The sequence below is a fragment of the Phaeobacter sp. CECT 5382 genome (assembly GCF_001457775.1).
Classification (GTDB): domain Bacteria; phylum Pseudomonadota; class Alphaproteobacteria; order Rhodobacterales; family Rhodobacteraceae; genus Pseudophaeobacter.
The window spans coordinates 288,404-306,001 of the sequence record NZ_CYSG01000002.1 but is presented as its reverse complement, the minus strand read 5'-3'; the positions used below and the strand labels follow the sequence as shown (position 1 = coordinate 306,001).

Sequence of the window (17,598 nt, the reverse complement as noted above, 5' to 3'; positions counted from 1 at the left end):
GTTTCCCTGTCTCGCGCGACTAGTGACGGAAGTGGCGCATGCCGGTAAAGACCATGGCGATGCCCTTTTCATCAGCTGCCGCGATTACCTCGTTGTCGCGCATTGATCCGCCAGGCTGGATGACGCAGGTCGCCCCAGCGGCAGCCGCTTCTAGCAAGCCATCGGCAAAGGGGAAAAACGCATCCGAGGCCACAGCAGAGCCTTTCGCAAGGCTCGCGTCCAGCCCCAGCTCATCCGCCATGCGCTGCGCTTTTGACGCCGCCACATTGGCACTATCCAGACGGCTCATCTGGCCGGCACCAACACCGACGGTTGCGCTGCCTTTGACATAGACAATGGCGTTGGATTTCACGTGTTTGGCGACTTTCCAGGCAAACAGCAGATCCTGCATCTGTTCATCTGTTGGTGCGACCTTGGTGACCACTTTCAAATCATCCATGCCGACGTAGCCTACGTCTTTGTCCTGCACCAGAAGACCGCCACCAACCTGTTTGTAGGCGGTAATGGCAGCGCGAGTGTCGGGCAGGCCATCGGTCAGCAGCAGGCGCAGGTTCTTTTTGGCGGCAAAGATCGCCTTGGCCTCATCTGATGCGCCGGGGGCAATCACCACCTCGGTGAAGATCTCGACGATCTTGCTGGCGGTTTCAGCGTCCAGCGGCTGGTTCAGCGCAACAATGCCGCCAAAGGCCGAGGTACGGTCGCAATCGAATGCTTTCTGATAGGCCTCGACCAGCGTGGCACCCTTGGCGACACCGCAGGGGTTGGCGTGTTTGATGATCGCCACGGCAGCCGTTTCAGCCGGATCAAACTCTGCCACCAGCTCATAGGCTGCGTCGGTGTCGTTGATGTTGTTATAGGACAGCTCTTTGCCCTGCAGCTGCACTGCGGTGGCGACACCAGGGCGATCCGTGCCATCGGTATAAAAGGCCGCCTTCTGGTGGCTGTTCTCACCATAGCGCAGGGTTTGCTTCAGCTCACCGGCAAAGGCACGGCGACGGGGCGCTTCCAGCTCCAGCGCGCCTGCCAGCCAGGTCGACACAGCCGCGTCATAGGCAGCGGTGCGGGCATAGGCGATCTGCGCCAGCTTGCGGCGGAATTTGGGGCAGGTGGCACCGCTGTGCTGATCCATGTCGCCCAGCAATTTGTCATAGTCGGCCACATCAACAACCACGGTCACATCGCCATGATTCTTGGCCGCCGCACGGATCATCGCCGGGCCACCAATGTCGATGTTCTCGATGCAGGTGTCATAGTCCGCACCCTTGGCCACAGTTTCCTCAAACGGGTAGAGGTTAACCACCAGCAAATCGATCGGGCCGATGCCGTGCTCTTCCATCGCCTTGACGTGATCGGCATTGTCGCGCAATGCCAAAAGACCACCATGCACCATCGGGTGCAGGGTCTTGACCCGGCCATCCATCATTTCAGGAAAGCCAGTGATATCGGCCACGTCTTTGACCGTGAGACCAGCCTCGCGCAGGGCTTTGGCAGAGCCGCCGGTGGACAGCAGCTCAACGCCACGCTCGGACAGTGCCTTTCCCAGCGCGATCAGGCCGGTCTTGTCGGATACAGAAAGCAGGGCGCGGCGGATGGGGGTCATTACGGTCATGGCAGGGCGGTCCTTTGCAGGCTCAGTACAGGCTCAGTCAAAAATCTCGGGCTCATCCCGATTCAGGTCACGCACGGCAACGGCAGTTTCTTGTGCCTTGCTCAGCGTCCACCTGACGCGTGTCGCATACTCGATTGCGCGGCCAGTTAAAACGATCTGCTTTGCCGCACGCGGTTTTAATCGCGTTTTTTCAAGATAAACACTGGGTTCCAGCGTCAATTCACAGCTGCCATCATGGCGAAACACCCAGATTTCGCCACTTTTGAGCGCCATCGACACGGCAGAGCCGCCAAGATCCAGGGCAGAATCCACCTCCGGATGCAGATGCAGGCGCAATTCGAATCCAATGCCTTTGACCCCGGCCTTGTCCAACACTTTGGAAAACCGGCGTTGAGCGGGATCATCCAGTGCGACCAACAAATCCTCTCCGGCCAGCCCGCGCCCATCATCCGACAGTTCCAGCGTGCGCGCATGGGTCAGGCCAAAGTCACGCAGATAGCCATCATGCCCGCCCTGAAACCGCAGCCCGTCCACCATCTCGCTCAGCTCGACCTGAACCTCGTTTGGGCCGTCAATCAGTAGCTCCTGTCCGGTAGCGCGATCTGCCGGGGCTAGGCGCGCACTGGAGTGCCCTTCGAGACAGAGCGTCGAATGTGAGGGCGTGGCCCGACCCGCGCGGCGCCATTCCACGCCAAAGGTCTCTCCCGAGCCGCAATTGACGATCAATGGCCGCCGCCCTGAAGTAAGTTCAAACGCCAGAGTAGAGGCATGACCATTGCTGGAGGCCGCACCCTTGGGCGGCAGGGCCGCATCGATCACCACTGTCGTGCGCCGGGCCGACAGCCGGGCATAGCCCATGGCCAGCCCATCATTCTGACTGGCGGCGACATGGCTGGCTGCCAATGCGTGGTCAAGCCAGCCTTCGAGCCCCCGGCCGCCACCATGGAATCGGGCCAGCCCGCCATCCGCATGACGCAGGATCCGCAGGGCAGGCGCAATCCGTTCGATGGCTGCCGTTTGCGCCGCGGGCACTGTGCGCCCGGCCTCGTGCAGGGCAGCGGCAGCCCAGGTTAGCAGAGTAAAGACCTCCAGCAGCTCTTCGGGATTACGGGTCGGCATGCCACCTTCGGCGTCGATCTGGCTCTCGCATTCGGCGGCCAGGGCGCGAATGGCCGGATCCGCCAGCTCTTCGCGTCCCTGCAGAGTCAGACCAGCGTATATCAGCCCCGTGAGCGCCTCAAAACGCGGCAACCCCGGCGAGGCCCCCTGCCAGCGCTGTGACAAAAACCAGGTCTGCTGCGACAGGGATTGATAGAATACTTCGGTCTCGGCGCGATCTTTGCCGCTGAGCAGAAACAGAGCATGGTTGATCCAGCGGATCACCCGACGCCCGGTCAGATCCGGCGACCAGGCCAGTGCCGAGCTGAGATTGACACCTGTGCCATGCGCCTCGATCCAGCCCCAGACCCATTTCTGCGCCTTCACCCGGGCCCGGATATCGCCGACGGCGGCCAGATCATCCAGCCAGGCAAACCCCTGACGCTCTGCGTCAAAGGCGGCATCCGGCGCGTTCACCTCCCACAGGCCCGTGGTTTCTGATTCGACCAGATAGCCTGCAAACAACAGATTGCCCGCGACCAGCTGGCGCCCGCGGGCAAAACTGCCAATGGTGCGTGGTTCAGGCTGCGACACGAAACCGGTCGCGGCTGGCTGCTTTCGGGCACGCCAGGCGTAATACCTATTCATCAGACGAGTTCCACGGCTCGCCACTCGGTCGTATCTGGACATGCTCTCTGCCTCATACCCTCTGATCCCGACACCGCAAGGGCGTGAGGCCAATCAGGAGTTTTGGCAAAAGGATAGCCGCCTTGGTGCCTCAAGTCACCGAAGAATGCGCGCTTTGCAAAAGGCTCAGGCGGTTTTGCGCAAGAGCACCATATAAAAGCCATCCATACCGCCCTGTTCCGGCCAGTAATCCGGCCGCAGACGCAGCCCGCCTTCTTCAGTGATCCAGGCAGGCTCAATGCCGGGGCGATCCAAGACCGTGCGATCCACCGACATATCTGGGAACATCTCCAGCGCCTCTTCGATCTGGCATTCGCCTTCGTCTGGTAGGAGCGAACAGGTGCAAAACACCATACGACCACCGGGCTTAACCAGGCTCCAGGCATGGGCCAGCATACGCGCCTGCAATTCGATCAGCTCACCAAAGGCGCTGCCGTCCTTAGCATGGGGCAGATCCGGGTGACGACGGATAGTGCCGGTGGCCGAACAGGGCGCATCCAACAGCACCGCATCAAATTCACCCGTTTGCTCCAGCGCGTCGCCTGTAATCAAATCCGCCACAAGGCCAGTGCGGGTAAGGTTTTCGCGCAGGCGCTCCAATCGCGTGGCCGAGGTATCGACGGCCGTCACATTGGCGCCGCTGGCGGCCATCTGCATGGTCTTGCCACCGGGGGCCGCGCATAGATCCAGCACCCGCTCACCTGTCTTGGCCTGCAAAAGCTGTGCAGGCAGGGCTGCTGCAGCATCCTGCACCCACCAGTCGCCGACCTCATACCCTGGCAATGCAGAAACCTGACCGGCCTCTGCCAGACGCCGCGATCCGGTTTCCAGAAGGGTGCCGCCCAGTGCAGTCAGATCGGCGCCAGGCTTGCCGGTGATATCCAGCGGAGCTCCGGCATAATGTGCCGCCTCGATGGACAGCATCGCCTCGTTGCCCCAAGCCTGCGCCAACGGGCTGCGCAGCCATTTCGGCAGGCGCGGCACGCGCAGCTTGGCCCATTCCGCCGGACCCTGATCGGCCACCTTGCGCAGCACCGCATTGACCAGACCTTTGAGTTGAGCGTGACGACGGTGTTTCGAGATAATCGCCACCATGTCGTTGACCACCCCGTGGGCGGCCGCCCCGTGACACAGTTCTACCGTGCCCAGACGCAATGCGTTCTGCACAGTCAGCGGTGTCGATTTTTTCAGGTGTTTTTGCAGGACACGATCGGCCCGTTCCAGGCTGCGCAAGGTCTGCAATGTCAGCCGCTGCGTACGGGCGCGATCTTCAGGCGCCAGCCGCTCCAGCGCGCCAGCCGCATAACATTCCGCCAATAGCCGCCCCTCTCCGAGCACCTGATCAAGCAGGTAGATCACGGTGCGGCGGGCCTGGGGTCCATCGGACATTGCTGCTCTCCTTAACATGACGTGCACCCGGCTGGTCAGACCTGCGGTACCCGGGTGGCTTGCCCCCACCAAGGGAGGGCGTATATCATGGCCGCAACATAAAGGAACCCGCCATGAGCGATGACAGCCAAAGCCCACAAACGGTACCAGAGAATAGTCAGGATCTGCCGCCCGCCGCCCAGCGCGCCCTGGCCGAAGCCGCAGCCCGCCGCAAGGAAGCTGCCACCAAGGCAAAGCCACCGGTTGAGTTGGGTGGCCGTGATGGGTTGGATCCGGCCCGCTATGGCGACTGGGAGAAAAAAGGCATCGCCGTCGATTTCTAACAGACGAAAGCCCCAGACCGCATGATTCTTGAAATTCGCCGCTACACCCTGCACCCCGGTCAGCGAGAGGCCTTTATCCGGTTCTTTGAGGAGGTCAACCGCACCGCCCTGCGTGATGCTGGCATGCGGGTCTTTGGCCCGATGCGCGACCTGGAAGACCCAGACAAGGTACATTGGATGCGCGCCTTTGATAGCCTGGAGCACCGCGACAGCGTCAAAGAGGCCTTTTATAGCGGACCCGTCTGGGCCAAAGAGGTCGAACCCCATGTGATGCCACTGATTGCGCATTTCGAAGCCTCGGTGGTCGAGACCACCCAAGGCTTCGAAGGGTTTAACGAGACCGCTGACCTGTAAGTCAAACCTATCAGATCAGCAGGCAGATCAAATGGCAGGGTCCCGACTGGGTCCAGACTAGCTCCTGTGGGCGCGCTAGAGCCCCAGAACATCCATCATGTCATATTCACCGGGAGACTTGTCCTGTCCCCACAGTGCTGCCTTGAGCGCCCCACGGGCAAAGATGGCGCGATCCGTCGCCATATGGCGCAGCACGATACGCTCTCCAGCGGCGGCAAACAGCACATCATGTTCGCCAACAATATCGCCGCCACGAATGGCGCTAAAGCCGATATCACCACGCCTGCGCGCGCCTGTGATGCCATCGCGCCCCGAATCGGAAACCTCCGACAGCTTCACGCCACGTCCTTCGGCGGCGGCCTCTCCCAACATCAGCGCAGTGCCGGAGGGGGCATCGACCTTCTTATTGTGATGGGCCTCGATCACCTCGATGTCGAAATCTTCGTCCAGCGCAGCCGCGACCTTCTTGGTCAGCTGCACCAAGAGGTTCACGCCGAGGCTCATATTGCCGGCCCGCACGATCACCGCATGGCGCGCGGCGGGCTCCAGCTGAGCGATCTGTTCCTCTGTCATACCGGTGGTGCCAATCACATGTACAGCACGGGCCTGCGCGGCGAGTTTGGAAAAGGCGATCGTCGCCTCGGGCGAGGTAAAGTCAATCACCGCCTGTGCTTTCGCAAAGGCCTCCAACGGGTCATCCGTAACCACAACCCCAATGGCGCTGCCGCCCATCACAACCCCGAGATCCTGCCCGACCCAGGCATGACCGCTGCGCTCCACCGCACCGACAAGTCGTGCTTTGTCGCTGTCCAGAACGGTTTTGATCAGCATCTGCCCCATGCGGCCTGATGCCCCTGTAATCACGATACCCGGTGTTTCGCTCATCGCCTGATCCTCACCTCTGTTCAAAGCCTGCTTATGAAGTTTTTGCTGGATTTGTCCTACCTGCTTGGCGATGACTTGGCAAAGGGCTGGTTTCGGCATAGATCCAAGTTATGGCAAAGAACAATTCCTCTGAGGGGCGCGGCCCCTCCCAACGGCAGCTGCGCGTCGGCGAGCTGATCCGCCGGACCCTGTCCGAAGTGCTCACCCGTGGTGATTTGCACGATCCAGAGCTGAACCGCATGTCGATCACCGTCGGCGAGGTTCGCGTAACTCCTGATTTGCGTATCGCAACCGCCTATGTGCTGCCTCTGGGCGGCAAGGGCCAGGAGGACCTGCTCAAGCTGCTGGCACGCAATAAGGGCGAGCTGCGGCATCTGGCCGGCAAAAAGCTGGGCATGAAATTTGCGCCGGACCTGCGCTTCCAGCTGGATCTCACCTATGACCAGATGGATGCCACAAAAGCGATGCTGGAACAGGACGCGGTGCGCCGCGATCTTGAGGATTGATCCGCAGCGCCCTGATCCTGCTGGCGACCCTTTGGGTGGCCCCAGCGGTTGGGGCGGTGGAGTGCAGCAATATCGCCTATGAAGGCAATCGCTATACCCTATGCGAAGTGGACGCCCAACAAGAACAGCTGCGCCTGTTTTTGCGTGACGACAATGGCGAGATCCTCGGTCATTTTTTCAACATCGAGGACGCCCTTGCAGCTGAAGGCAAAGAGCTGGTTTTTGCCACCAATGCCGGCATGTATCACGCCAATCGCGCACCCGTCGGATTATATGTCGAAGACGGCCAGGAAGAGATGCGGCTGATCCCCAATGCGGGGCCCGGCAACTTTGGCCTGTTGCCCAATGGGGTGTTCTGCCTGCGGGATAGCCGCGCCGATGTGATTGAAACTCTGGCCTTTCGCGACAGCGGCACCCGCTGCACCTCTGCCACCCAGTCCGGACCGATGTTGGTAATCGACGGCGAATTGCATCCTCGGTTTTTGCCCGATTCGACCTCCTACTATATTCGCAACGGCGTCGGCACCTCGACCGATGGCACCAGGGTGGTCTTTGCCATCTCGCGCAATGCGGTGACCTTTCACCAGTTCGGCAGCCTGTTTCGTGACCACCTGAAACTGCCCAATGCGCTGTATTTTGATGGCAATATTTCACGCCTGCACGCACCACAGCTGGGTCGTAGTGATGCCGGTTTCATGATGGGGCCGGTTGTCGGCGTCACCGCAGACAAACCCTGATCCAATTCGGCGCGCGACCGCAGTCGCGGTAAAACCTGCAAGCGGAATTGACAGGGCTGCCCCCGTGGGCTAGGCCGCGCGCCTCACTTGAATTTGGGGAACGACATGGCACGCAAACGCAAAGGCCGCGATATTTCTGGCTGGTTGGTGGTGGACAAACCCGCCGGGCTGACCTCTACGGCCGTCGTCAACAAGGTCCGTTGGGCGCTTGAAGCCAAGAAAGCCGGCCATGCAGGCACACTTGACCCCGAAGCGACCGGCGTTCTGGCCATCGCCCTGGGCGAAGCCACCAAGACCGTTCCTTATATCACCGACGCATTGAAGGCTTATACCTTTACGGTGCGGCTGGGACAGGCGACCAATACCGACGATGCCGAAGGCGAAGTGATTGCGCAAAGCGATGCGCGCCCCAGTGATGACGAAATCAAAGAGGCGCTGTCGGCTTTTGTTGGCGACATACAGCAGGTGCCGCCAAAATTCTCGGCGGTGAAGATCGACGGGCAGCGCGCCTATAAACTGGCCCGCGATGGCGACGAAGATTTCGAGATCGCAGCCCGGCCTTTGTGGGTCGAGGAGCTGGTTCTGGTGGATCGCCCCGACGCAGATCACGTGGTTCTGGAAATGACCTGCGGCAAAGGCGGCTATGTCCGCTCGATCGCCCGGGATCTCGGCGCGGCGCTTGGCTGCTTTGGCCACGTCAAAGAGCTGCGCCGGATCTGGTCCGGCCCCTTTGATGCCGCCGATGGCCTGACCCTGGACGAAGTCTTGCGCATGGAGCGCACCCCCGAACTGGACACCCATCTGCGCCCCCTCGAAGAAGGGCTGGCCGATCTGCCAGAGCTGAAATGCACCGCCGAAGGAGCTGTGCGCCTGCGCAATGGCAACCCCGGCATGGTGCTGGCCGCAACGGTAGAATACGGCGACGAGGCCTGGGCCTCCTATGACGGCAAGGCGGTTGCCGTGGGCATCTATAAGGCTGGCGAGCTGCACCCCAGTCGGGTTTTTGTGCAATAATACCGCCTCTTTTCGGCAAGATCCGCTGTTGAGCGGGACTTGCCAGTAAAGTCAGGGACTGGCAGGACTAGCCCATGATCACCCGCAGCCATACCAAGGGCGACGCGCCCTCCACCGCTGTCTATTCCGACTGCGAGACCTATCGCTATAGTCTCACCCGGGTCTGGGAGCCGGATGCGCAAAAGGTGATGTTTGTGATGCTGAACCCCTCCAAAGCAACCGAGGTACAGAACGATCCCACCATCGAACGCTGTGAGCGTCGCGCGCGGGCCTTGGGATTTGGCGGCTTTCAGGCAACCAATATATTTGCCATCCGCGCAACGGACCCACGGGTAATGCGGGCGGCCGCTGAGCCGGAAGGCCCGGATAATCGCGCCGCCATCCTCGCCGGTCTCGACTGGGCCGATATGGTGATCTGCGCCTGGGGCACCCATGGAGAACATCGCCAGCAAGGTCCGGCGATCGAAAAACTGTTGCGGGGCAGTGGTAGACCCTTGCATCACCTCGGGCTGAGCAAGGCGGGCCACCCGAAACATCCGCTCTATATCGCCTACAGCCAGGCCCCCGCAGAATGGGTTTGCGGCTCGCCAGACTGACGTAGTCTCGGCTTGCGCTGCCCAAGCCATTGAAACCACCCCGACAAAACCCAACCGCTGATGTTCCCGGTTTGTTTGGAAACAATAAAGGTTCATATGGCAGACTGTGCACCAGCTAGCCTGCCCCTGCAGGCTAGCTCTGTGTTTGTTTGAGGGTATGCCATGTTGTGGTTTGCAGGCCTGCTGGGGCTCATGGGAATAGGTGGTGCTGCATTGCTGGATTTCGGCGACAGCGATGCAACGGATTCGGATGAGGCCGACGACCAGGACAATTTGGACGATTCAGCCCAGGCCGGAACCGACATCATTCCGGCAGACGAATTCCTGGATTCTGACAGGACTGAAACCGCCGAGGGCCACGAGGATGGCCTGAGCATCTGCGACTTCATCACCGAAGGCGTCGATGATCAGACCGGCGCCCTTCCGAGCTTTGAGGGCGAGAGTCTGATCGGCACTGATGCCGCCGACATTCTGGTCGGGCAGGATCTTGGCGAGGAAATCCTCGCGGCAGGCGGCGATGACCAGATGAACGGCTATGGTGGTGAGGATCTGCTCGATGGCGGTGGCGACCAGGACACTCTTTTCGGAGGGGCTGGTCACGACACCCTGCTTGGCGGTGCCGGTAATGACCTCCTGCACGGCGAAGATGGCAACGACTGGCTGGACGGTGGGGCAGGAGGCGACAGTCTGTTTGGCCACTTTGGCGATGACACTCTGCAGGGTGGCTCTGGTGCGGATGTCGGCCATGGCGGGCAGGGAAATGACCGGTTGAGCGGGGCAGAAGGTGCGGATGCCCTACATGGCAACCAGGGGAGTGACACTCTTGAAGGCGGCGCGGGGCAGGACAGCCTGTTTGGCGGCGAGGGCAATGACCTGGTCTGGGGAAGTGATGGTGGCGCCGAAACCGACTATCTCAATGGTGGCGACGGGGACGACACCCTCGTGGCCGGAGCAGGTGATATTGTTACCGCTGGGGCAGGCGCTGATGTGATCTGGAGCGAGGATCTGGCCGGGAGCGGAGACGCGATAACCCTGATAGATTTTGACGTCGAAGAAGACCAGCTAGTGGTATTCTGGATACCAGAAGACGAGGACGAACCCGAAATCACGATTGAGGCTGACCCCATTGACCCTGACCAGCAGATTATCAGGGTCAATGGCAGCGAAGTATTGCGCCTGACCGGTGCGACCGATCTTGGCATTGGCGACATTGCCCTGATCGATACGACATCTGCCGCCTTGGCCAAACTACCCGTTGGCTAACCCGTACCAAACCCAACTCTGGATCCAACTCTGCGCTTGGTGCTGGACCTAACCCTGAGACGAACTGACCCCAGGCGAAATCTACTTTCGAGGCGGGCTTTGTCAGATCTTCTTTGCCTTTCCTGTCCAAACCGCCTATACGCCCGCATCTGCCTCTTATCCGCCTTGGATTCGCGGCAGTGACTACTCCATGGGCCTGCGCTGGACGACATCCCGGCCTGTGCCATCACTTTAACCTTTTAAAGGAGACCCCGATGTCGATTACAGCTGAAGAAAAAGCACGCTTGATGAAAGAATTCGCAACCAAAGAAGGCGACACCGGTTCGCCCGAAGTACAGGTTGCTATCCTCACCTCGCGCATCAACACCCTGACCGAGCACTTCAAAACCCACAAAAAAGACAACCACGGTCGTCGTGGTCTTTTGAAAATGGTTGCTCTGCGTCGTAAGCTGCTGGACTACACCAAAGGTAAAGATGTGGCCCGTTACCAGGACCTGATCAAACGCCTTGGCATCCGTCGCTAAGACATTCGATCCAATAGGATCCAGAAACGTCCGCTCATCCGAGCGGACGTTTTTTTGTGCCCGCTTGCCGTTCCTAGAGGACAATCTGCTTGTTGAAAGTATGTGTAATGTTATTACGTACTCCATTCAAATTGACACTCACAGGCTTAACTCAGATGGCAAACGGCAATCTTGGCGCGACAGCTCTCAGACGGCGCAAACGAAATCAGGACCCGATGGCGGCCTATGACAGCCTGCCAAAGGAATTGCGTCATTGGATGCAGACAGCAAAACTGCCCTGGTCCCCGGCCTCCTGCCGTGCCGTCTGGCGTAAGGCCCGCACCAGAGGCGACAATTTGGACAAGGTACTGGCAAGCCTGGACAGAGCAGAGGCTGCGACCCTCGCACGGGTCGCAAAACACAGCTGAACCGAACGCCAGTAACGACCAGTAACGACGTAGGAGAGCAGGTCGCGTATACCTTTTTGCCTGTCGCACTCCGACCAGCTTGCCTTTAAGCCCAGACCAAGATGGTATGCTCATTCAACCTTTTGGCGTGGGCACAATGCAGGCGGAGCACCTATGACGAAACAGACAATGAGTGCAGCAAATGTCGCAACAGATGTCGTGGTAATTGGCGGCGGCACCGCCGGCTTTGGCGCGGCTGTTGCTGCCGGTCGCCAGGGTCTCTCTGTCTGCCTGCTGGAGGCCGGCCCCAAGATCGGCGGCGTTATGGCTTTTTGTCCCGGCATGCCCTGGGGCGGCGCCTTCCCCTGTGACACCATCATTGGTGGCTTGATGCAGGAACTTTCGGACCGGCTGGCTGCCATGTCGCCCCCTGCGGCGGAGAAACGCAGCTGCGCGCTTGAGAATTTTGGTCCGGAAATCCAGTATGATCATGACATTGCCACCCTGACGATGTTCGAGATGCTGGAAGAGGCCAATGTTGATCTGCGCCTCAATGCCACGGCATTGAAACCCCGCATGGAAGGGCGTCGCATTGCCGGAATCGAATTCTGTGATCGCCACGGCCTGCAGGTGATCACGCCAAAGATCGTCATCGACTGTTCCGGCGATGGGGATATTTCTGCCAAGGCAGGAGTGCCCTACCGGCTCGGCGATGACAGCGGCAACATGATGGGGGTAAGCCTCACCTTTTCCATGGAAAACGCCAATTGGGACCAAGTCTTTGCTGAGGAAGACCCTTATTTCCAGCGCCAGGCTGCCAAGGGTATCAGCGAGGGTCGCCTGCACCAGGATCTGTCCAAGCTCTACCTGATGAAGGGGTTTCACCGCGACACTGTCTTTTGCAATTCGGTCGTGATCCGCGGTATTGACGGCACAGACCCACAGGCCGTCAGTCGCGCCACGCAGGAAGGCCGCCGACGCTGCCTGCAGATGGCGCAGTTCCTATGCCGCGATGTGCCCGGGTTCGAAGCAGCCCGGATGAGCAATCTCGGCCCCACCGTCGGGGTGCGAGAAACTCGCAAACTGGAAGGTATGATCCAAATCAGCGGCACCGATCTGGCAAAGGGCACCAAATTCCCGGATGGCATCGTCTGTTGTGACAACCCGATCGACGACGTCATGCGCAGCTCGGACGAGATGAGCCACGACGCCATTGTCGCATCGGGTAGCTACTACACCCTGCCCTTCCGCGCGCTGGTGCCCAGAAAGATCGAAAACCTGATGTTTGCCGGCCGCATTCTATCAGCGGATCCCGTCGCCTTTGCCTCGGTGCGCGGCATGCCGCAATGCATGGCCATGGGGCAAGCGACAGGTGTGGCGGCAGCCCAGGTCATTCACGACGAAACAACGGTGCAGCAGGTGGACACCAATGCCGTGATCACCAAGCTGCAGGCTCAGGGTGTGAAGGGGCTAGCGGGGGAAACGCTGATGTCCGCCTAGCGCATGCCTTCGCCCCCATCGCCCATAGGTCCGATGCGGTGCAGCAGGTCGACCAGCTGGTCCACATGCCTGTCTTCGGTACGAAACGACGACAGGCTGATACGGAAGGCCGGGCGATCCTGCCAAACGGTGCCGCCAAACCATGAGGTGCCGCTCTCTTGCACTTGTTTCAGGATCGACTGCGTTGCGGTATCATTCGCGCCACGCACCAGAACCTGATTGAGCACCACCCGATTGAGCACCTCAAACCCGGCCGCGCGCAGGGCATCGCCAATGCGTTCTGCCTGGATGTGGTGGCGCGTGACCATTTCTGCCACACCAACCCGGCCCAGACTGCGCAACGCCGCCCAGATCGGGATGCCACGAGCGCGGCGGGAAAACTCCAGCGTCAGGTTCTTTTGCGCCTCTGCCGAGGCACTGGAATAGGCCGCATCACTATTCATAACCCGCGCCAGCGCCTGTGGGTCACGACATATCGCCATCGCCCCATCATAGGGCGTGTTGAGCCATTTGTGGCCATCCGTAGTCCAGCTGTCCGCGCCTTCGATCCCCGCAGTCAGGCCCCTGAGATCAGGTGCGGCGCGGGCCCAAAGGCCAAAAGCCCCATCCACGTGCACCCAAGCCCCTGCCGCTTTGGCTCGCGGAATGATCTCGGCAAAACTATCAAACTCGCCGGTGTTCACTTCGCCAGCCTGCAGTATCAGCAGCGTATTCGCATCCATCTCTGGCAGTTGATCCGGCAGAATCCGACCCTTGTCATCCACCGGAGCCTTGATCACCCGATTCCAGCCAAATCCTAGCACCTGCAGCGCCTTGCGCACGGTCACATGGGTGCTGGCCGGAACCACCACCCGCACCTCGGGCGCGCCATGCAGCCCGTCCCCCACAACATCCCAGCCCTGCCGCGCCAGAAGTTCGGCCCGCGCCGCCGCCAGCGCGCTGAGCCCGCATGCCGTGGCTGAGGTACCAAAGGCCACCGCGCTTTCTCTGGGGAGATCCAGAACCTCAAGCAGCCATTTGCCTGCCTGACGTTCGATGGCATAGGCCGCCGGGCTGCCGTCCTCGGTCGAAGCACACTGATCCCAGGCAATCGACAGCCGTTCAGCTGCGGCAGCCACCGGCAGACAGGCACCAATGACAAAGCCAAAATAGTTGGGCCCGTTGTTGACCACCGTCGCAGGGGAGCCAAGGTCATCCATCAGGGCAACTGTTTCCTCTGATGGCCGACCCTGCGCAGGCAGCGGTTCGTCAAAACCCGTAAGCGCCGCAATGGCGTCAGCGGCCGGAAAGACCCGGCGACTGTCGACACCTGCGACATAACCAACTGCCCGTTTGTCAGCATCCTGTAGCAACTCGATCTCATTCATGGCAATCTCTCCCAACCCGAATCCATATCGTGAAATATCTATATAGAAGATACCCTATATGAACAAGCCGCTACCAGATCTTTTGCCTGCCCTGCGCGCCATGGCCAATCCACACCGGGTGCAAATCATGGAGTGGCTGCTGAATCCCGAGGCGCATTTCCCGCCGCAGCGGGATGGTGATCTGGTTCAGGATGGCGTTTGCGTCGGTTTCATCACCGAAAAAACCGGCCTCAGCCAGCCCACCGTCACCAGCCATATGAAGGCCCTCGAAAGCGCCGGGCTGGTCACCTCGAAAAAGATCAAGAACTGGGTGTTCTACAAGGCTGACCGGGAGGCTTTGCGCCAGATTTCAGAGAGCTTTGGCTCCGCCGCCGGCTAGGAACTTCTGCTTCGGCCCCCGGTCTTATTCTGTCTGTGCGGGTTTAGCAGGCTCCGGGATCGGAAAGATCACATCATAGGCCCAGTTGTAGACAAAAGCATAGACCAGGAAAAATCCGGCAAAGCCGAGATCCATCAGCAAGGCGGTCCAAAGGCCAATCTGCAGATACCAGGCGATAAAGGGCAGCAGCACAACCAGCAAGCCCAGCTCGAACAACACCGCATGAACAACACGCAGCGCAGGCCATTTGCGGGCATGTCCCAGCCAGCGTAGCATGGCGCGGTCAAAACCCAGATTGAACAGATAGTTCCAGATCATCGCCACCGTCGCGCTGACCACAGCAACTATGCCGATTGCATGCATCGCAAAGTCAAAGATCCAGGCCCCGAGCGGTGTCACGATCAAAAGACCGATCACTTCAAAACTGACTGCGTGACGTATGCGATCCGCTGTACTGCGCATATCACCCCCCTGACAGCTCCGTGAACGGCCACATGACCGATCCCAGAGCGCTCAAAACGGGCCGTCCCGCATGCTGTCCCGCGAAATCGGGGGAGGTCGTCCTCTCGTGCTTGCACTATATCGCCTGCCCTTTCGGCTTCAAGGGGCTGCAAGACTGCTCGCCACGCGCTTTTGCTTTCTTTTCGGGCCAATCTCCTGTATGGGCGGCCTATCTGAGACACGTGCGATGGCCCCGGCACGCGAAATTAAAGATGGCAGGGGCCGGCGGCAATGGGGCCGCTACATGCAACGGGAGACCCGGGATCCGCCTGGGAGTGCTCCCATTTAGGATGCTGACATGTTCAACGTTACGACGAAATCGATGCAGTGGGGCGAAGAAACGCTGACACTGGAAACGGGCAAAGTTGCCCGTCAGGCTGATGGCTCGGTCATCGCCACCCTGGGTGAAACTTCGGTCATGGCCAACGTGACCTTCGCCCGCAAGCAAAAGCCTGGCCAGGACTTCTTTCCCCTGACCGTGCACTATCAGGAAAAATACTATGCTGCGGGTAAAGTACCCGGTGGCTTCTTCAAGCGCGAAGCGCGCCCAACCGAAAAAGAAACACTGACTGCGCGCCTGATCGACCGCCCGATCCGCCCGCTGTTTGTACCTGGCTTCAAAAACGAAGTTCTGGTGATGTGCACCGTGCTGAGCCACGATCTGGTCAATGACCCTGATATGGTTGCAATGATCGCCGCCTCTGCTGCGCTGACTCTGTCTGGCGCGCCGTTCATGGGCCCAATCGCTTGTGCCCGCGTTGGCTTTGAGGGTGGCGAATACGTTCTGAACCCAACCGTAGACGACATGCAGGACCTGCGTCTGAACCCCGAACAGCGCCTGGATCTGGTTGTTGCCGGTACAAAAGACGCTGTGATGATGGTTGAATCCGAAGCCTATGAGCTGTCGGAAGCTGAAATGCTGGGCGCGGTCAAATTCGCCCATGACGCTTTCCAGCCTGTGATCGACCTGATCATCTCGCTGGCCGAAGACGCTGCCAAAGAGCCCTTCGACTTTGCTGCACCTGACTACGCGGATCTGTTCGAAGCCGTTAAGGCCGCTGGCGATGCAGAGATGCGCGCAGCCTTCGCGATCAGCGACAAGCAAGAGCGCACCGCCGCTGTTGCCGCCGCCCGCGATACTATCAAAGCAGCCCTGAGCGAAGAGCAGCTGGACGACGCCAACCTTGGCTCCGCCATGAAAAAGCTCGAAGCTGGCATTCTGCGTGGCGACGTTGTCAAAACCGGCAAGCGTATCGATGGCCGTAAAACAGACGAGATCCGTGACATCGTGTCCGAGACCGGCCTGCTGCCACGGACCCACGGTTCCGCCCTGTTCACCCGCGGTGAAACTCAGGGTCTGGTTGTGACCACATTGGGCACCGGAGACGACGAGCAGTTCATCGACGCGCTGCACGGCAACTTCAAATCCAACTTCCTGCTGCACTATAACTTCCCTCCCTATTCGGTTGGTGAAGTTGGCCGTGTGAGCGGCCCTGGCCGTCGCGAAATCGGTCACGGTAAGCTGGCATGGCGCGCGCTTCAGGCGGTTCTGCCTGCGGCAACCGACTTCCCTTACACCATCCGCGTGGTCTCTGAGATCACCGAATCGAACGGTTCCTCCTCGATGGCTTCGGTCTGTGGTGGCTCGCTGTCGATGATGGATGCGGGCGTTCCGCTGAAAGCACCGGTTGCCGGTGTTGCCATGGGTCTGATCCTGGAAGACGACGGTTCCTACGCGATCCTGTCCGACATTCTGGGCGACGAAGATCACCTGGGCGACATGGATTTCAAAGTGGCCGGCACCGAAGCAGGGATCACCTCGCTGCAGATGGACATCAAGATCGCAGGCATCACGCCCGAGATCATGGAAAAAGCCCTGGAGCAGGCCAAAGCTGGCCGTATCCACATCCTGGGTGAGATGAACAAAGCGCTCTCCGGCGCTGCGGACTTCTCGATCCACGCGCCACGCATCGAGACCATGCAGGTGCCCACCGACAAGATCCGTGAAGTTATCGGATCCGGCGGTAAGGTCATCCGCGAGATCGTCGAAGTCTCCGGCGCCAAGGTCGACATCAACGACGACGGCATCATCAAGATTGCGTCGCCAAACGGTGACTCGATCAAAAAAGCCTACGACATGATCTATTCCATCGTGGCCGAGCCCGAAGAAGGCAAAGTCTACACCGGGAAAGTGGTCAAAATCGTCGACTTCGGTGCATTCGTGAACTTCTTTGGAAAGCGCGACGGCCTGGTGCACGTATCCCAGATCGAAAACCGCCGCTTGAACCACCCTTCGGATGTTCTGAAGGAAGGTCAGGAAGTGAAAGTGAAGCTCCTGGGCTTTGACGATCGCGGCAAGGTGCGTCTGTCGATGAAAATGATCGACCAGGAAACCGGCGAAGAAATGGCTCCTGAAGCAAAAGAAGACTGATCTTCGGTCTGAACAGATTTAGAAGGTCCCGGTGGCAACATCGGGGCCT

The 17,598-nt window shown here is 59.8% G+C and carries 18 protein-coding genes; 12 read left to right on the top strand and 6 right to left on the bottom strand.

Annotated features, from left to right (window positions below):
* Positions 1-19: 19 nt before the first annotated feature.
* From purH to PH5382_RS03425, 3 genes are all read right to left on the bottom strand, one after another.
* Positions 20-1,609 (bottom strand): bifunctional phosphoribosylaminoimidazolecarboxamide formyltransferase/IMP cyclohydrolase, encoded by a 1,590-nt coding sequence (purH, locus tag PH5382_RS03435; protein WP_058332940.1) that lies wholly within the window; start codon positions 1,607-1,609, stop codon positions 20-22.
* A 33-nt stretch (positions 1,610-1,642) separates the two neighbouring features.
* On the bottom strand, positions 1,643-3,397 hold the full coding sequence (locus PH5382_RS03430) for a heparinase II/III family protein (protein ID WP_058332939.1): 1,755 nt from the start codon (positions 3,395-3,397) through the stop codon (positions 1,643-1,645).
* A 123-nt stretch (positions 3,398-3,520) separates the two neighbouring features.
* Positions 3,521-4,783, bottom strand: coding sequence for an RsmB/NOP family class I SAM-dependent RNA methyltransferase (locus PH5382_RS03425; protein ID WP_058332938.1), 1,263 nt, complete (start codon positions 4,781-4,783; stop codon positions 3,521-3,523).
* A 113-nt stretch (positions 4,784-4,896) separates the two neighbouring features.
* On the opposite strand from PH5382_RS03425, the gene PH5382_RS03420 reads away from it, so the two are divergent.
* Entirely contained in the window at positions 4,897-5,106 is a 210-nt protein-coding gene (locus PH5382_RS03420) for a DUF1674 domain-containing protein (RefSeq protein WP_058332937.1), read from the top strand.
* A 21-nt stretch (positions 5,107-5,127) separates the two neighbouring features.
* Positions 5,128-5,460: an NIPSNAP family protein gene (locus PH5382_RS03415; RefSeq protein ID WP_058332936.1), complete on the top strand. Its 333-nt coding sequence runs from the start codon at positions 5,128-5,130 to the stop codon at positions 5,458-5,460.
* Positions 5,461-5,535: 75 nt separating this feature from the next.
* On the opposite strand, the gene dapB is transcribed toward PH5382_RS03415, so the two are convergent.
* A complete protein-coding gene (gene dapB / locus PH5382_RS03410) occupies positions 5,536-6,345 on the bottom strand; it encodes a 4-hydroxy-tetrahydrodipicolinate reductase (RefSeq protein WP_058333019.1) in 810 nt (269 codons plus the stop codon).
* 110 nt (positions 6,346-6,455) lie between these two features.
* Between dapB and rbfA the strand changes: the two genes are divergently transcribed.
* From rbfA to PH5382_RS03370, 8 genes are all read left to right on the top strand, one after another.
* The gene (gene rbfA / locus PH5382_RS03405; RefSeq protein WP_058332935.1) at positions 6,456-6,851 is read left to right on the top strand and encodes a 30S ribosome-binding factor RbfA; all 396 of its coding nucleotides are present in this window, start codon (positions 6,456-6,458) and stop codon (positions 6,849-6,851) included.
* Entirely contained in the window at positions 6,848-7,588 is a 741-nt protein-coding gene (locus tag PH5382_RS03400) for a phosphodiester glycosidase family protein (RefSeq protein ID WP_197409985.1), read from the top strand. Before rbfA ends, PH5382_RS03400 begins: the two co-directional genes overlap by 4 nt.
* A 105-nt stretch (positions 7,589-7,693) precedes the next feature.
* Positions 7,694-8,602, top strand: coding sequence for a tRNA pseudouridine(55) synthase TruB (truB, locus tag PH5382_RS03395; RefSeq protein ID WP_058332934.1), 909 nt, complete (start codon positions 7,694-7,696; stop codon positions 8,600-8,602).
* A gap of 74 nt (positions 8,603-8,676) precedes the next feature.
* Complete coding sequence (locus tag PH5382_RS03390; RefSeq protein ID WP_058332933.1) at positions 8,677-9,198, top strand: DUF1643 domain-containing protein; 522 nt, start codon at positions 8,677-8,679, stop codon at positions 9,196-9,198.
* A gap of 162 nt (positions 9,199-9,360) precedes the next feature.
* A complete protein-coding gene (locus PH5382_RS03385) occupies positions 9,361-10,461 on the top strand; it encodes a calcium-binding protein (protein WP_058332932.1) in 1,101 nt (366 codons plus the stop codon).
* 254 nt (positions 10,462-10,715) lie between these two features.
* Positions 10,716-10,985 (top strand): 30S ribosomal protein S15, encoded by a 270-nt coding sequence (gene rpsO, locus PH5382_RS03380; RefSeq protein WP_009810119.1) that lies wholly within the window; start codon positions 10,716-10,718, stop codon positions 10,983-10,985.
* Positions 10,986-11,140: 155 nt separating this feature from the next.
* Positions 11,141-11,392, top strand: coding sequence for a DUF6525 family protein (locus PH5382_RS03375; RefSeq protein ID WP_058332931.1), 252 nt, complete (start codon positions 11,141-11,143; stop codon positions 11,390-11,392).
* Positions 11,393-11,545: 153 nt separating this feature from the next.
* A complete protein-coding gene (locus PH5382_RS03370) occupies positions 11,546-12,871 on the top strand; it encodes an FAD-dependent oxidoreductase (RefSeq protein WP_231751782.1) in 1,326 nt (441 codons plus the stop codon).
* On the opposite strand, the gene PH5382_RS03365 is transcribed toward PH5382_RS03370, so the two are convergent.
* The gene (locus PH5382_RS03365; protein WP_058332930.1) at positions 12,868-14,238 is read right to left on the bottom strand and encodes a pyridoxal phosphate-dependent decarboxylase family protein; all 1,371 of its coding nucleotides are present in this window, start codon (positions 14,236-14,238) and stop codon (positions 12,868-12,870) included. The two genes, PH5382_RS03370 and PH5382_RS03365, sit on opposite strands and share 4 nt — an antisense overlap.
* A gap of 58 nt (positions 14,239-14,296) precedes the next feature.
* On the opposite strand from PH5382_RS03365, the gene PH5382_RS03360 reads away from it, so the two are divergent.
* Positions 14,297-14,617 carry an ArsR/SmtB family transcription factor gene (locus PH5382_RS03360; protein ID WP_058332929.1) on the top strand — a complete coding sequence of 107 codons (321 nt, stop codon included), beginning with the start codon at positions 14,297-14,299 and terminating at the stop codon, positions 14,615-14,617.
* A 24-nt stretch (positions 14,618-14,641) separates the two neighbouring features.
* Here PH5382_RS03360 and PH5382_RS03355 read toward each other — a convergent pair whose 3' ends face one another.
* On the bottom strand, positions 14,642-15,079 hold the full coding sequence (locus PH5382_RS03355) for a PACE efflux transporter (protein WP_058332928.1): 438 nt from the start codon (positions 15,077-15,079) through the stop codon (positions 14,642-14,644).
* 337 nt (positions 15,080-15,416) lie between these two features.
* Here PH5382_RS03355 and pnp point away from each other — a divergent pair, with 337 nt between their 5' ends.
* The gene (gene pnp / locus PH5382_RS03350; RefSeq protein ID WP_058332927.1) at positions 15,417-17,549 is read left to right on the top strand and encodes a polyribonucleotide nucleotidyltransferase; all 2,133 of its coding nucleotides are present in this window, start codon (positions 15,417-15,419) and stop codon (positions 17,547-17,549) included.
* The last annotated feature ends 49 nt before the right edge of the window (positions 17,550-17,598 follow it).